Source organism: Streptomyces sp. NPDC029956 (assembly GCF_055574655.1).
Genome location: NZ_JBVHZJ010000017.1, coordinates 59,889 through 74,673, shown reverse-complemented (window position 1 = coordinate 74,673; position 14,785 = coordinate 59,889). Strand labels below are relative to the sequence as shown.

At 71.6% G+C, this 14,785-nt stretch carries 12 protein-coding genes and 1 pseudogene; 7 read left to right on the top strand and 6 right to left on the bottom strand.

Annotation, left to right across the window (positions count from 1 at the left end; all coding sequences use genetic code 11):
• Positions 1-87 precede the first annotated feature (87 nt).
• On the bottom strand, positions 88-300 hold the full coding sequence (locus ACZ4XX_RS16320) for a hypothetical protein (protein WP_468508585.1): 213 nt from the start codon (positions 298-300) through the stop codon (positions 88-90).
• Between the two features lie 239 nt (positions 301-539).
• Between ACZ4XX_RS16320 and rlmN the strand changes: the two genes are divergently transcribed.
• From rlmN to ACZ4XX_RS16295, 5 genes are all read left to right on the top strand, one after another.
• Positions 540-1,646 (top strand): dual-specificity RNA methyltransferase RlmN, encoded by a 1,107-nt coding sequence (gene rlmN / locus ACZ4XX_RS16315; protein ID WP_468508584.1) that lies wholly within the window; start codon positions 540-542, stop codon positions 1,644-1,646.
• A 237-nt stretch (positions 1,647-1,883) separates the two neighbouring features.
• Positions 1,884-2,978: a thiamine ABC transporter substrate-binding protein gene (locus ACZ4XX_RS16310; RefSeq protein ID WP_468508636.1), complete on the top strand. Its 1,095-nt coding sequence runs from the start codon at positions 1,884-1,886 to the stop codon at positions 2,976-2,978.
• Between the two features lie 38 nt (positions 2,979-3,016).
• On the top strand, positions 3,017-4,630 hold the full coding sequence (locus tag ACZ4XX_RS16305) for an ABC transporter permease (RefSeq protein WP_468508635.1): 1,614 nt from the start codon (positions 3,017-3,019) through the stop codon (positions 4,628-4,630).
• Complete coding sequence (locus tag ACZ4XX_RS16300) at positions 4,630-5,658, top strand: ABC transporter ATP-binding protein (RefSeq protein ID WP_468508583.1); 1,029 nt, start codon at positions 4,630-4,632, stop codon at positions 5,656-5,658. The genes ACZ4XX_RS16305 and ACZ4XX_RS16300 overlap by 1 nt, the downstream gene beginning before the upstream one ends.
• A gap of 75 nt (positions 5,659-5,733) precedes the next feature.
• A complete protein-coding gene (locus ACZ4XX_RS16295; protein WP_468508582.1) occupies positions 5,734-6,381 on the top strand; it encodes a dihydrofolate reductase family protein in 648 nt (215 codons plus the stop codon).
• 168 nt (positions 6,382-6,549) lie between these two features.
• Here ACZ4XX_RS16295 and ACZ4XX_RS16290 read toward each other — a convergent pair whose 3' ends face one another.
• The 5 genes from ACZ4XX_RS16290 to ACZ4XX_RS16270 form a co-directional block, all read right to left on the bottom strand.
• On the bottom strand, positions 6,550-7,689 hold the full coding sequence (locus ACZ4XX_RS16290; protein WP_468508581.1) for an LOG family protein: 1,140 nt from the start codon (positions 7,687-7,689) through the stop codon (positions 6,550-6,552).
• Positions 7,690-7,787: 98 nt separating this feature from the next.
• Positions 7,788-8,933 carry a hypothetical protein gene (locus tag ACZ4XX_RS16285; RefSeq protein ID WP_468508580.1) on the bottom strand — a complete coding sequence of 382 codons (1,146 nt, stop codon included), beginning with the start codon at positions 8,931-8,933 and terminating at the stop codon, positions 7,788-7,790.
• Positions 8,915-9,643: an ABC transporter ATP-binding protein gene (locus ACZ4XX_RS16280; protein WP_468508579.1), complete on the bottom strand. Its 729-nt coding sequence runs from the start codon at positions 9,641-9,643 to the stop codon at positions 8,915-8,917. Before ACZ4XX_RS16280 ends, ACZ4XX_RS16285 begins: the two co-directional genes overlap by 19 nt.
• Before the next feature lie 239 nt (positions 9,644-9,882).
• Entirely contained in the window at positions 9,883-11,253 is a 1,371-nt protein-coding gene (locus ACZ4XX_RS16275) for an aspartate aminotransferase family protein (RefSeq protein WP_468508578.1), read from the bottom strand.
• Between the two features lie 2 nt (positions 11,254-11,255).
• Entirely contained in the window at positions 11,256-11,747 is a 492-nt protein-coding gene (locus tag ACZ4XX_RS16270; protein ID WP_030322349.1) for an Lrp/AsnC family transcriptional regulator, read from the bottom strand.
• 204 nt (positions 11,748-11,951) lie between these two features.
• On the opposite strand from ACZ4XX_RS16270, the gene ACZ4XX_RS16265 reads away from it, so the two are divergent.
• Complete coding sequence (locus ACZ4XX_RS16265) at positions 11,952-13,397, top strand: gamma-aminobutyraldehyde dehydrogenase (RefSeq protein ID WP_468508577.1); 1,446 nt, start codon at positions 11,952-11,954, stop codon at positions 13,395-13,397.
• Between the two features lie 143 nt (positions 13,398-13,540).
• Positions 13,541-14,704: pseudogene (locus tag ACZ4XX_RS16260) on the top strand (polyamine ABC transporter substrate-binding protein); the annotation flags it as partial.
• Between the last annotated feature and the right edge of the window lie 81 nt (positions 14,705-14,785).

Sequence of the window (14,785 nt, the reverse complement as noted above, 5' to 3'; positions counted from 1 at the left end):
TGGAGGTCCGCAGCTGCCCGCCGGGCGTGAGGGGCCGCGCCGGTCGTCGGGCAGGAGAGGGCACGGCCCCTGGCGTGGCGTCGCGCGTCAGGCGGCCCTGTACTCGTGAGCCCGGCCGCCGCGCCACTTCACCCAGGCCGGGTCGTCGAGGAGATCCCCGGCGTCCGGGAGGCCGGCGCGGCGGAGGAACTCGACGACGTCCTCGTCGCTGTGGGCGAGGCCGAGAATGTCGCCGCGCGCGGTGACACGCCTTCCGCCGGTGGGGGAGGGCTGATGGACGACTATCGGGGCACTGTCCATACCTCAAGGATGCCCCCGGGCCGAGCGGCTCTCCCGACCATGCCGTGGGACGCTCCCAGCCGCTCCGTCCCACCGGCCGTACGCGGTCCGCCCGCGGATTCCCCGCCCACCGGTCTCCGCCCCGGGCGGTCTCCGGGCCGTCCGAAGGCGCCCGGGGCGGCCCCGGACGGCCCGGGACGACCACCGCCGGGGGCTCGGGCCCCTGGTTACCGCGTTCCGTCTGCGACACTGGGGGAACCATGCCCAAGCCCGGAGAACTCACTTTCGTCGCCCCCCGCGGAGCCAAGAAGCCGCCGCGGCACCTGGCCGACCTCACGCCCGCCGAGCGGAAGGAGGCCGTCGCCGCGATCGGCGAGAAGCCGTTCCGCGCCAAGCAGCTGTCCACCCACTACTTCGCGCGGTACGCGCACGATCCCGCCGAGTGGACGGACATTCCGGCCGCCTCGCGGGAGAAGCTGGCCGGGGAGCTGCTGCCCGATCTGATGTCCGTGGTGCGGCACATCTCGTGCGACGACGACACCACCCGCAAGACCCTGTGGCGGCTGCACGACGGCACGCTCGTCGAGTCGGTGCTCATGCGCTACCCGGACCGGGTGACCATGTGCATCTCCTCACAGGCCGGCTGCGGGATGAACTGCCCGTTCTGTGCGACCGGGCAGGCCGGGCTCGACCGGAACCTGTCGACCGCCGAGATCGTGCACCAGATCGTGGACGGCATGCGGTCGCTGCGGGACGGGGAGGTGCCCGGGGGACCGGCGCGGCTCTCCAACATCGTGTTCATGGGCATGGGGGAGCCGCTCGCGAACTACAAGCGGGTCGTCGGTTCCATCCGGCGCCTCACCGACCCCGAGCCGGACGGTCTCGGGCTCTCGCAGCGCGGGATCACCGTCTCCACCGTCGGGCTCGTGCCCGCGATGCTGCGGTTCGCCGACGAGGGCTTCAAGTGCCGGCTCGCGGTCTCGCTGCACGCCCCGGACGACGAGCTCCGCGACACCCTGGTGCCGGTCAACACGCGCTGGAAGGTGCGAGAGGTCCTCGACGCCGCCTGGGAGTACGCGGAGAAGTCCGGGCGCCGGATCTCCATCGAGTACGCGCTCATCCGGGACATCAACGACCAGGCCTGGCGCGGTGACCTGCTCGGCAAGCTCCTCAAGGGCAAGCGGGTGCACGTCAACCTGATCCCGCTGAACCCGACGCCGGGTTCGAAGTGGACGGCGTCGCGTCCGGAGGACGAGAAGGCCTTCGTCGAGGCCATCGCCCGCCACGGCGTGCCGGTGACCGTCCGGGACACCCGAGGCCAGGAGATCGACGGTGCCTGTGGACAGCTGGCGGCCGCCGAGCGCTGACCTTGTAGTCTGAGCTCGAACACATCTCCATATTCCGACAGGGGAGCGCCACAGCGCTGAGAGTGCGGTCACCGTAGGACCGCAGACCCTCTGAACCTTGCCCAGGTCATTCTGGGTAGGAAGTTCGGTCGTTAACTCAAGCTGTTGCGCCCTGCCCGCGTCCGGTTCGCCGGTCGTGGGCAGGGCCGCGTCTCTTCCTGGTCATACCCAGGAGGAATCTCAGTGAGCACCAATCCGGTGAGCATCAAGAAGGCCGCTGCCGCCGCGCTCGTCGCGGCGCTGGGCGTCACCACCCTTGCCGCCTGCGGCACGGAGGGCATCCGCGAGGCGGCCGGCAAGTCCGACGCGCCCGCGCCGAAGACCGTGACCCTCGTGAGTCACGACTCGTTCAACGCCTCCAAGGAGGTGCTGGCCGAGTTCACGAAGCAGACCGGCTTCACCGTCAAGGTGCTGAAGAGCGGCGACGCGGGCGAGGCCGTCAACAAGGAGATCCTGACCAAGGGCTCCCCCCAGGGCGACGTCTTCTTCGGCGTCGACAACACCCTGCTGTCCCGCGCCCTCGACAACGGGATCTTCGTCCCGTACGAGGCGAAGGGACTCGACCGGGTCCCGGCCGCGTACCAGCTCGACAAGGAGCAGCGGGTCACGCCGATCGATTCCGGTGACATCTGCGTCAACTACGACAAGAAGTACTTCGCCGACAGGAAGCTGGCGCCGCCGGTGACCTTCGACGACCTGGCGAAGCCGGCGTACAAGGACCTGCTCGTGGTCGAGAACCCCGAGCGGTCGTCCCCGGGGCTCGGCTTCCTGCTCGGCACCGCCGCCGAGTACGGCGACGAGGGCTGGCAGGCCTACTGGACGAAGCTCAAGGCCAACGGCGTGAAGACCGTCGACAGCTGGGAGCTCGCCTACAACCAGGAGTTCTCCGGTTCGGCCGGCGGCAAGCAGGCCAAGGGCGACCGGCCCCTCGTCGTCTCGTACGCCTCCAGCCCGCCGGTCGAGGTGCTCTACGGCGAGCCGCAGCCGAAGGTGGCCCCCACCGGGGTCTCCACCGGGACCTGCTTCCGGCAGACGGAGTTCGCGGGCCTGCTGAACGGCGCGAAGAACCCCCAGGGCGGCAAGGCGCTGATCGACTTCCTGATCTCCAAGAAGTTCCAGGAGGACATGCCGCTCCAGATGTTCGTCAACCCGGTGGCGAAGGACGCGGCCCTGCCCGAGCTGTTCACCAAGCACGGTGTGGTCGTCGACGAGCCGGAGACGATGGCGCCGGAGAAGATCGCCGAGAAGCGTGACCCGTGGATCCAGCAGTGGTCGTCGCTCGTTCTGAAGTAGTCCCCGACCGCCGGGGGAGTGCGGCGCGGCTCGGCCTGATGGTCGTGCCCGTCGCCTTCTTCGCGCTCTTCTTCGCCTGGCCCGTCGTCTCGATCGTCGAGCGAGGGCTGCGCGTCGACGAGGTGTGGCAGTTCGGCCGGTTCGGCGAGACGCTGAGCCGGCCGGAGATCCTCGGCGTCCTGTGGTTCACGTGCTGGCAGGCCCTCGCCTCGACCGGGCTGACCCTGCTGATCGCGCTGCCCGGCGCGTACGTCTTCGCGCGCTTCGAGTTCCGCGGCAAGGGGCTGCTGCGCGCGGTCGTCACCGTGCCCTTCGTGATGCCGACCGTCATGGTCGGTACGGCCTTCCTGGCGCTCGTGGGCCGCGGCGGGCTCCTCGACGAGCTGTGGGGCGTACGGCTGGACACCACGGCCTGGGCGATCCTGATCGCCCATGTGTTCTTCAACTACGCCGTCGTCGTACGGACCGTCGGCGGACTGTGGGCGCAGCTCGACCCGCGCCAGGAGGAGGCGGCCCGGGTCCTCGGCGCGTCCCGCTGGAAGGCCTGGCGGACCGTGACCCTGCCGGCGCTCGCCCCGTCCGTCGCCGCGGCGGCGCTGATGGTCTTCCTGTTCACCGCGAGCTCCTTCGCCGTCGTCCAGATCCTCGGCGGCTCCACGTACTCCACGCTGGAAACAGAGATCTACCGGCAGACCGTCGTCCGGTTCGACCTGACGACGGCGGCCGTCCTCACGATGGTGCAGTTCGTCGCCGTCGGCGTCGTCCTCGCCGTGCACGCCAGGGCGGTCCGCCGCCGGGAGACCGCGCTGCGGATGGTGGCACCCGAGGAGACGGCCCGCCGGCCCCGGGGCTTGGGCCAGTGGGCGCTGTTCGCGGCCGTCCTGCTCTCCGTCGCCCTGCTGATCGTGCTGCCGCTCGGGGTGCTCGTCGAGCGGTCCTTCGCCACCTCCCACGGATACGGGCTCGACTACTACCGGGCCCTGCAGACCCCCGACCCGTCCGGCACCTTCCTCGTGCCCCTGCTCGACACGATCGGGAACTCACTGCGGTACGCCGTCGTCGCCACCCTGATCGCCCTCGTCATCGGCGGGCTCGCCGCGGCCGCGCTGACCAGGCGCGCCGGGCGGCTCGTACGGGGCTTCGACGCGCTGCTCATGCTGCCGCTCGGGGTGTCGGCCGTGACCGTCGGCTTCGGGTTCCTCATCACGCTCGACGAGCCGCCGTTCGACCTGCGGGCCAGCTGGATCCTCGTACCGCTGGCCCAGGCGCTGGTCGGTGTGCCGTTCGTCGTACGGACGATGCTGCCGGTGCTGCGTGCGGTGGACGAGCGGCTGCGGGAGGCGGCGGCCGTGCTCGGTGCCTCGCCGTGGCGGGCCTGGCGGGAGGTGGACCTGCCGCTGGTGCGGCGGGCGCTGCTGATCGCCGCCGGGTTCGCGTTCGCCGTCTCGCTCGGCGAGTTCGGCGCGACCGTCTTCATCGCCCGCCCCGACAGCCCGACCCTCACGGTGGCGGTGGCCAGGCTCCTGGGCCGGCCCGGCGAACTCAACTACGGCCAGGCGATGGCCCTCTCGACGATCCTCATGGTGGTGTGCGCGGTGTCCCTGCTGCTGCTCGAACGGCTCCGGACCGAACGCACCTCGGGGGAGTTCTGATGCTGGTACTCGACGGGGCGACCGTACGGTTCGGGGAGCGGGCCGCGCTCGACGCCGTGGACCTGGAGGTCGCCGACCACGAGATCGTGTCCGTGCTCGGGCCGAGCGGCAGCGGCAAGTCCACACTGCTGCGGGCCGTCGCCGGGCTGCAGGCCCTCGACGGCGGGCGGGTGCTCCTCGGCGGCGCCGACCAGCGCGGGGTCCCGGTGCACCGGCGGGGCGTCGGCCTGATGTTCCAGGACCACCAGCTGTTCCCACAGCGGGACGTCGGCGGCAACGTCGCCTTCGGGCTGCGGATGCGCGGGGCCGGGAAGGCCGAACAGGCCGGGCGGGTGGCGGAGCTGCTCGACCTCGTCGGACTGCCGGGCGCCGAGCGGCGGTCCGTCTCCGCGCTCTCCGGCGGTGAGCAGCAGCGGGTGGCGCTGGCCCGGGCCCTGGCGCCCCGGCCCCGGCTGCTGATGCTGGACGAGCCGCTCGGCCAGCTCGACCGGGGGCTGCGGGAGCGGCTCGTCGTGGAGCTGCGGCAGCTCTTCGGGCGGCTCGGCACGACGGTGCTCGCGGTCACCCACGACCAGGGGGAGGCGTTCGCGCTGGCCGACCGGGTGGTGGTCATGCGGGACGGGCGGATCGCCCAGTCGGGTGCACCCGTCGACGTCTGGTCGCGGCCGGCGTCGGAGTTCGTGGCCCGCTTCCTGGGGTTCGACAACGTGGTGGCGGCGCGGGTGACCGGGCCGGTCGCCGAGACCGCCTGGGGGAAGGTCCCGGTGCCGGACGGTTCGCCGCAGGGCGAGCGACGACTCCTGGTCCGGCCCGGCGGGGTACGGCTCGTGCCCGTCGAGAAGGGCCCGGCCTGGACGGTCGAGTCCCGGACCTTCCGGGGCAGCCATGTGGCCGTACGGCTCCGCCCGGTGGACGGGCCGCCGCTGGACGCGGAGCTTCCGCTGCGGGAGGCGCCGGGGGAGGGCGCCGCGGTCGGGGTGGAGTTCCGGGCGGAGGACGTGATCGTGCTGGGGGACGACATTCCGTAGCGGTGCGATGAGTTCTCCGGCCCGGTGGAGTCTCCTTGGTGTTCGTCGTCTTTTCGACCACGCGGGAGGAACCCCATGGGCCAGCTGCTCCGAGTCCAGAACTTCATGGTCTCGTCCGACGGATTCGGTACGGGGGAGGGCCAGAGCCTCGAGCATCCCTTCGGGCACGCGGATCCGGGTGCCATGTTCTCCTGGGCGGGTGCCACGGCGAGCTGGCCCAACCGGACCGACCCGGGCGGCAGCCGTGGCCTCGACGACTACTTCACACGGGACTTCTCCAGGAACATCGGCGCCGAGATCATGGGCCGCAACAAGTTCGGCCCCCAGCGCGGGCCGTGGCAGGACCACGAGTGGCAGGGCTGGTGGGGTGACGAGCCGCCGTTCCACACGCCGGTGTTCGTCATGACCCACCACCCGCGCCCCTCGTTCACGCTGTCCGACACGCCGTTCCACTTCGTCGACGGCGACCCGGCGACGGTCCTCGCGCGGGCGAAGGAGGCGGCGGACGGCAAGGACGTCCGGCTCGGCGGAGGGGCCACCGTCATCCGGGAGTTCCTCGACGCCGACCTCGTCGACACCCTGCACGTCGCGGTCGCGCCGGTGAAGCTCGGCGCCGGGGTACGGCTCTGGGAGTCGCCCGACGAACTCCTCGACCGGTTCCACCGCGATGTCGTGCCCAGCCCGGGTGGCGCGGTGACGCACCACCTGTTCTGGCGGAAGTGACCCGAGCGCGTCACCGGCAGCGGTCGCACGGCCCGGGTGCCGACCGCCGGTCCATGGTCCGAGCCTCGCGGGGAGCGCCCCGGCGGTCGTCGGACCGTGGTCGCGTCCCGGTCCGCCGTGCGGCGGAGACGTGTGTACGGCTCCGGGGGCGGGTCCCGTCCCCGGAGGTCACGCCTTCGCCAGCCGCTCCAGGGCGTCCGGGGCCTCGTCGATCGAGTCCACGAGGGCGATCCGGGCCGCCATCGGCCGGCCCGCCGCCAGGGCCTCCAGGAGGGGCCAGGCCGGGAGTCGTTCCGTCCAGTGGGCGCGGTCGACCAGGACCATCGGGGTCGGCGGGCCCTGGGACGGGTAGTAGTTCGGGGTCGCGTCGTCGAAGATCTCCTGGACCGTGCCCGCCGCGCCCGGCAGGAAGACGACGCCCGCCGTGCAGCGGGAGAGGAGGCCGTCCTCCCGCGTGGCGTTGGCGAAGTACTTGCCGATGCGGCCCGCGAAGGCGTTCGGCGGCTCGTGGCCGTAGAACCAGGTGGGGATGCCGACCGAGTCGCCGCCGTGCGGCAGGCGGGCCCGTACCCGGAAGGCCGCGCGGGCCCAGTCCGTCACCGAGGGCGCGAAGGAGGGGACTGCGGCGAGCTCGGCGAGGGCCTCGGCCAGGGCCTCGTCGGCGAGCGGTGCCACGTACGCGCCGAGGTTCGCGGCCTCCATCGCGCCGGGGCCGCCGCCGGTCGCCACGGTGAGACCGGCGCGCGCCAGCGCTCTGCCGAGCCTGGCGGCGCCCGCGTACGCCGTCGTGCCCCGGCCCATCGCGTGGCCGCCCATCACTCCGACGACCCGGGCCCCGTCGAGGAGTTCGTCGAGGGCGTCGGAGACGGCGTCGTCGTGGATCGAGCGGATCATCGAGGCGAGGATGTCGCCGTCGGCCCGGGTCCGGCCGAACCAGGCGTACGCGAGGGCGTCCGGCGTCCCCTCGTACCCCGTCTCCGCGAGCCCGTCGAACAGCTCCTCGGGGGAGTAGAGCGCCGCCCGGTACGGGTCGAAGGGCAGGTCGGGCACGGGCGGGAAGACGAGCGCGCCGCCGGAGCGGACCTTGGCGGACGCTTCCGGCTGCATCGGGCAGCCGAGGAAGACGGAGCCGGTGGTGACCGCGGTCAGCAGGGCGAAGGTCCGGTCGGTGAGGTCGACCGACTGCACGCGGTACCCGGCGAGCGAGCCGGGCCGGGCGAGCGCCTCGTCGAACGCTTCGAGCGTGTGGATCTCCCGCCCGTGCCCGCGCGGTCCGGGCGGCCGGTGGGCCGGGGGAAGCGTCGCCATGGGCCCACGATAGGGGCGGCACCGGGGTGCCGCCCCTGGAGGCGTCGTGCCGATCGGCCCGGCTCGCGGCCCGGTCGTCAGGACACCGACGCGGTGTCTCAGCCGGTCAGCGGCAGCGCCGCCAGTTCCGCGACCGCCCACGTCAGGGGGAGGAAGACCGCGAGCAGCACGCCGGCGCGCAGGAGGGCCGCCGAGCGGAGGACCGTGGGCGGGGCGCCGATGCGGAGGAGGGCCGCGGTGGTGTGGGCGCGGCACTGCTTGGACTCCAGGGCCGCGGTGAGCAGGGTGGCCGTCGTGCAGGCCAGGACGAGCGCCGCGCCCAGGCCGGTGAGCGGGCCGAAGGTGCCGGTGCCGGCGTCGTTCAGGGCCGCGGCCGCGAGCGTTCCGGAGAGCACCGCGCTGACCACGCCCAGGGGGCGGCCGATACGGCGGGACTCGTCCATCAGGACGCGGCCCGCGAGCAGTCGGGTGGCGCCCGGCCGGACGGACTGGAGGATGCGGCCGCAGCCGTGGACCAGACCGGGGCCCGCCATCGCGAGGCCGACGGCGGTGAGGACCCAGCCGGCCAGGACGCCCGCCGGGTTGCCGTCGAAGCGGCCCGGCAGGGGGAGTCCGTCGCCGGCGCCGCTGCGGCCCGCGTAGGTCTCGACGGCCAGGCCGACCGCGACCAGGGCGATCCCCCACGGCAGTCCGGACGGCAGCGGCTTCTCCGCGCCCTCCGGTGCGGCGGGCGCGGTGCGCGGCCGCAGGGCGAGGCCCGCGGCCGTGGCCGCGGCGACCGGGAGCACCGCGAGCAGGGTGAGGGCGGCGGCGAGCGGGATCGGCCGGTCGGCGGCGAGGAGTTCGGCGGCGGCCCCGTCGAAGGGCAGGCCCGTGATGTCGCCGCGCAGATGGAGGTAGAAGAGCAGCGCGAGCATCGAGCCGAGCGTGCAGGCGACGGCCGTCGACGCGGCGGCGATCGCGGTGAGGCGGGCGGGTCCCAGGCCGATCGCGGAGAGCCCGGGGCGCGGGCGGGTGCTGGGGTCGGTCCGGGCCACCGCGACCGCGAACTGGACGGTCGCGGCGAGCGGCAGGACGCACCAGAGCAGCCGCAGCACGGACGTCGAGGACCGCTCCGGGTGCCCGACCGCGTATCCGAGGGTGCAGAGCAGGAGGAAGCCGACCCCCGCCGCCGCGACGGCGACGAGGAGCCGGCGCGTCTGGACGAGGGGGTGGGCCCCGCGGGCTAGACGGAGAGCGAGCACGCCGCGACGCCCTCCGCCCCTGACGCCGGGGGTACGGTGCCGACCCGGCGTCCGTCGAGGAGTGCGACCGAGCGGTCGGCGAGCGCCGCGACCTCGGCGTCGTGGGTGGCGAGGAGCACGGTGATGCCGTGCGACCGGGCGGCGGCGGTCAGGGTGCGCAGGACCTGGGCGCCGTCGGCCTGGTGCAGGACCGCGGTGGGTTCGTCGGCGAAGAGCACCGACGGGGTGGTGACGAGCGCGCGGGCGATGGCGATGCGCTGGCCCTGCGCGTGGGTGAGGGTGTGCGGGCGCTTGCCGGCGCAGTCGCCGATGTCGAGGCGCTCCAGCCACTCCACGGCGGTCGTCCTCGCGGCGCGGTGGGAGGTGCCGCGAAGCAGCAGGGGGAGGGCGACGTTCTCCCAGCCGGTGAGCTCGGGGACGAGGCCGGGCTCGGGGTCGATCCAGCCGAAGCGGTCGCGGCGGAGCCGTTCGCGGTCGGCGGGACCCAGGGTGTGCACGGGGCTGCTGTTGAACCAGACCTCGCCCTGTTGGGCGAGGAGCTGGCCGGACAGGCACCGCATGAGGGTGGTCTTGCCGCTGCCGCGCGGGCCGACGAGGGCGAGGATCTCGCCCTCGCGGACGCCGAGGGAGACGCCGCTGAGGGCGTCCGAACCGCCCAGGGCGCAGTGCAGGGAACGCGCCCAGAGCACGTCGTTGTCCGGTGGGGCCATCGCGTACACCTCGATGTCGGATCCGATCTGTGTCCCCCGTCCGGGGGAACGAAGGGACGGGCCTGTCGGTCACTGGGCACCGTAAGTATTCGGATCCGTTTGTACGGACAGCACGCGGCCCGGGCCGCCGCCATCCACTCGGATGGCGGCATGCCCGGGCCGGGGTCACGCCGTGAGGGCGGCGTGATGTCGTGTGCCTCGCGCGGCGGGGACCTCGGAGCTCGGTCCCGTCGGGGACCTTAGAGCTTGGTCCAGGCCTCGGTGAGCACCGAGCGCAGGATGCCTTCGATCTCGTCGAAGGTGCCCTGGTCGGCGATCAGCGGCGGGGCGAGCTGGATGACCGGGTCGCCACGGTCGTCGGCACGGCAGTACAGGCCGTTCTCGAAGAGCGCCTTGGAGAGGAAGCCGTACAGGACGCGCTCGGTCTCCTCGTCCGTGAAGGACTCCTTGGTGACCTTGTCCTTGACGAGCTCGATGCCGTAGAAGAAGCCGTTGCCGCGGACGTCGCCGACGATCGGGAGGTCGTGCAGCTTCTTCAGGGTGTCGAAGAAGTTGCCCTCCTGGTCGAGGACGTGCTGGTTCAGGCCTTCCTTGTCGAAGATGTCGAGGTTGGCGATGGCGACCGCCGACGACACCGGGTGGCCACCGAAGGTGTAGCCGTGGAGGAAGGTGTTGTCGCCCTTGTAGAAGGGCTCCGCGATGCGGTCCGAGACGATGCAGGCGCCGATCGGGGAGTAGCCCGAGGTCATGCCCTTGGCGCAGGTGATCATGTCGGGCACGTAGCCGAACTTGTCACAGGCGAACATCGTGCCGAGGCGGCCGAACGCGCAGATCGTCTCGTCGGAGACGAGCAGCACGTCGTACTGGTCGCAGATCTCGCGGACGCGCTGGAAGTAGCCGGGCGGCGGCGGGAAGCAGCCGCCGGCGTTCTGCACGGGCTCCAGGAAGACGGCCGCGACGGTGTCGGCGCCCTCGAAGAGGATCTCCTGCTCGATCTGGTCGGCTGCCCAGCGGCCGAAGGCCTCGGGGTCGTCGCCGTGGATCGGGGCGCGGTAGATGTTGGTGTTCGGCACCTTGTGCGCGCCGGGGACCAGCGGCTCGAAGGGGGCCTTGAGGGCCGGCAGACCGGTGATGGAGAGGGCGCCCTGCGGGGTGCCGTGGTAGGCGACCGCACGCGAGATGACCTTGTACTTGGTGTGCTTGCCCTGCAGCTTGAAGTACTGCTTGGCGAGCTTCCAGGCGGTCTCGACGGCCTCTCCGCCGCCGGTGGTGAAGAAGACCTTGTTCAGGTCGCCCGGCGCGTAGTCCGCGAGACGCTCGGCCAGCTCGACGGCCTTGGGGTGCGCGTACGACCACACGGGGAAGAACGCGAGTTCCTTGGCCTGCTTGTACGCGACCTCGGCCAGCTCCTCGCGGCCGTGTCCGGCGTTGACCACGAAGAGCCCCGCGAGACCGTCGAGGTAGCGCTTGCCCTTGTCGTCGAAGATGTAGGTGCCCTCACCACGCACGATGGTGGGAACGGGCGAGTTCTCGTACGACGACATGCGGGTGAAGTGCATCCACAGGTGGTCGTAGGCGGACTTTGACATGTCACTTCGGGACTGGGTCACGATTATCGAGTTCCCCACATATAGGTCTGCTTCTTGAGCTTGAGGTAGACGAAGCTCTCGGTGGAGCGCACGCCGGGGAGGGTGCGGATGCGCTTGTTGATCACATCCAGCAGGTGGTCGTCGTCCTCGCAGACGACCTCCACCATCAGGTCGAAGGAGCCCGCGGTCATCACCACGTACTCGCATTCGGCCATGGCCGTCAGGGCTTCCGCAACCGGATCAAGGTCACCCTCGACGTTGATGCCGACCATCGCCTGCCGTCGGAAACCCACGGTGAGCGGGTCGGTGACGGCGACGATCTGCATGACGCCCTGATCGAGCAGCTTCTGGACGCGCTGCCGCACGGCGGCCTCGGAGAGGCCCACGGCCTTGCCGATCGCCGCGTAGGGACGGCGACCGTCCTCCTGGAGCTGTTCGATGATCGCCAGGGAGACGGCGTCGATCGTCGGGGACGAACCGGTTCCGGTTCTGGGTTCTGTGCTTCGACTGGCCACGAGTTCACTCTGCACCGAGAATGTCGGTCTTGCAACCCCGGATCGATGTAATTCGTTGTCGAGGGGCTCGAAAGTCACGGAATCCGAAGTTGGAGGGGGTTGGGCCTGTTGAAAGCGTCAGCCGAGCGACTAGGCTGAGGTGTCTCGCCCATCGGGACAGCGCACAAGGACGTGCGACGACAGAACGTGACAGGAGGGGTGGCAGTGACCACCGAGCTGCGCCGGCTGCGTAACTACATCAACGGGGAGTTCCGCGACGCGGCCGACGGCCGCACCATCGAGGTGGTCAACCCGGCCACCGGCGAGGTGTACGCCACCTCCCCGCTCTCGGGCCAGGCTGACGTCGACGCCGCGATGGAGGCCGCCGCGGCCGCCTTCCCCGCCTGGCGCGACAGCACCCCGTCCGAGCGCCAGAAGGCGCTCCTCAAGATCGCCGACGCCTTCGAGGAGCGCGCCGAGGACCTGATCGCCGCCGAGGTCCAGAACACCGGAAAGCCCATCGCCCTCACGGCGAGCGAAGAGATCCCGCCGATGGTGGACCAGATCCGCTTCTTCGCCGGCGCCGCCCGGATGCTCGAGGGCCGCTCGGCCGGCGAGTACATGGAGGGCATGACCTCCATCGTCCGCCGTGAGCCCGTGGGCGTCTGCGCCCAGGTCGCGCCGTGGAACTACCCGATGATGATGGCCGTGTGGAAGTTCGCCCCGGCGCTCGCCGCGGGCAACACGGTCGTCCTCAAGCCCTCGGACACGACCCCCGCGTCGACCGTCCTGATGGCGGAGATCATCGGCCAGATCCTCCCCAAGGGCGTCTTCAACGTCGTCTGCGGCGACCGCGAGACGGGCAAGGCGATGGTCGAGCACCCGACCCCCGCCATGGCCTCCATCACCGGCTCCGTACGCGCCGGCATGCAGGTCGCCGAGTCGGCGGCCAAGGACGTCAAGCGCGTCCACCTGGAGCTGGGCGGCAAGGCCCCGGTCGTGGTCTTCGAAGACCTCGACAGCGCGGCCATCGACAAGGCCGCCGAGGACATCTCCGTGGCCGGCTTCTTCAACGCCGGCCAGGACTGTACGGCCGCCACCCGCGTCCTCGTGCACGAGTCCATCCACGACGAGTTCGTCGCCGCGCTCGCCAAGGCCGCCTCCGGGACCAAGACCGGTCAGCCGGACGACGAGGACGTGCTCTACGGCCCGCTCAACAACGCCAACCAGCTGAAGCAGGTCACCGGCTTCATCGACCGCCTCCCGGCGCACGCCAAGGTCCAGGCCGGCGGCCACCGGGTCGGCGACAAGGGCTACTTCTACGCCCCGACCGTCGTCTCCGGCCTCAAGCAGGACGACGAGATCGTCCAGAACGAGGTCTTCGGCCCCGTCATCACCGTCCAGTCCTTCACGGACGAGGCGCAGGCCCTGGAATACGCGAACGGCGTCGAGTACGCCCTCGCCTCCTCCGTCTGGACCAAGGACCACGCGCGCGCGATGCGCATGTCCAAGTCCCTCGACTTCGGCTGCGTGTGGATCAACACCCACATCCCGCTGGTCGCCGAGATGCCCCACGGCGGCTTCAAGAAGTCCGGCTACGGCAAGGACCTCTCCGGCTACGGCTTCGAGGACTACACGCGCATCAAGCACGTGATGACCTCCCTGGGCTGAACCCCCGCCTGAACGCCACGCGGCCCCGGCACCCCGGTCGACAGGGTGTCGGGGCCGCGCCGCGTCGCTCGACGGAGCGTCCATTGCCCCGGCCGGTGGCCTGCCGCGATGCTGCACGGGTGAGAGCGACAGCCAGGAACAACATCTCCCGCCGGTCCCTGCTGCGCGGCATCGGCGGTGCCGGGGCCGCGAGCCTGCTCGCCGCCGGATGCGGGGTCCCCGCCGCCTACGTCGACGAGAGCGCCCGGGCCGGGCGCGACCTCTCCGCCCGGGACCGGACGCTCGACTTCGCCAACTGGCCGCTCTACATCGACACCGACGACGAGGACGCCAGGAAGCGCCCGACCCTCGACGCGTTCCGGAAGCGCACCGGGATCTCCGTCCGGTACACCGAGGAGATCAACGACAACGACGAGTTCTTCGGCAAGATCAGCCCGTCCCTGATGAACCGCCAGGAGACCGGCCGCGACCTGATCGTCGTCAGCGACTGGATGGCCGCCCGCTTCGTCCGCCTCGGCTGGGCCCAGGAGATGAACCGCGCCACCCAGCCGAACGTCACCGAGCACCTCGACCCGCAGCTCCGCTCGCCCGCCTTCGATCCGGGCCGGCTGCACAGCGTCCCCTGGCAGTCCGGGATCACCGGCATCGCGTACAACCGCAGGAAGCTCGGCCGTGAGCTCCGCTCCACCAAGGAGCTGTGGGCCGACGACCTGCGCGGCAAGGTCACCCTGCTGTCCGGGCTCGACGAGTCCTTCGCCCTGCTCATGATGGGCCGGGGCGTCGACGTCACCCGGTGGACCGGCGACGACTTCCACGGCCTGTGCGAGCAGATCGAGGGCCTCGTGAAGAAGCGGCACATCCGCCGCTTCACCGGCAACGACTACATCAAGGACCTGTCGACCGGCGACGTGCTGGCCTGCCAGGCCTACTCGGGCGACGTCATCCAACTCCAGGCCGACAACCCGGACATCGAGTTCGTCGTACCCGAGGAGGGAGCCGAACTGTGGGCCGAGTCCCTCATGATCCCCAACCTCGCGCACCACAAGACGAACGCCGAGAAGCTGGTCGACTACTACTACGAGCCCGAGGTCGCCGCCGAACTCGCCGCCTGGGTCAACTACGTCTGCCCCGTGCCGGCCGCGCAGAAGGTCCTCGCGGACTCCGGCGACGAGGAGCTGGTGGCCCTCGCGGAGGACCCGCTGATCTTCCCCGACGCGGACATGCGGGGACGCCTCGCGATCGCCCGGGACATCACCGCGCGGGAGCGGCAGGACTTCACGAAGCGGTGGAACGCGATCGTCGGCCTGGGGGGTTTGGGGGGGGGGGGGGAAGACCCGCCAGGCGCCCCCCGGGCCCCCCGGGCCGGGTTTGGGACCGAGAACGAAAAA

Bases quoted from the DNA above. Each gene is read 5' to 3' on its own strand.
- ACZ4XX_RS16295 (WP_468508582.1), top strand. From the start codon at position 5,734: ATGGGCCAGCTGCTCCGAGTCCAGAACTTCATGGTCTCGTCCGACGGA.
- rlmN (WP_468508584.1), top strand. From the start codon at position 540: ATGCCCAAGCCCGGAGAACTCACTTTCGTCGCCCCCCGCGGAGCCAAG.
- ACZ4XX_RS16320 (WP_468508585.1), bottom strand. From the start codon at position 300: ATGGACAGTGCCCCGATAGTCGTCCATCAGCCCTCCCCCACCGGCGGA.
- ACZ4XX_RS16305 (WP_468508635.1), top strand. From the start codon at position 3,017: ATGGTCGTGCCCGTCGCCTTCTTCGCGCTCTTCTTCGCCTGGCCCGTC.
- ACZ4XX_RS16300 (WP_468508583.1), top strand. From the start codon at position 4,630: ATGCTGGTACTCGACGGGGCGACCGTACGGTTCGGGGAGCGGGCCGCG.
- ACZ4XX_RS16280 (WP_468508579.1), bottom strand. From the start codon at position 9,643: ATGGCCCCACCGGACAACGACGTGCTCTGGGCGCGTTCCCTGCACTGC.
- ACZ4XX_RS16290 (WP_468508581.1), bottom strand. From the start codon at position 7,689: ATGGCGACGCTTCCCCCGGCCCACCGGCCGCCCGGACCGCGCGGGCAC.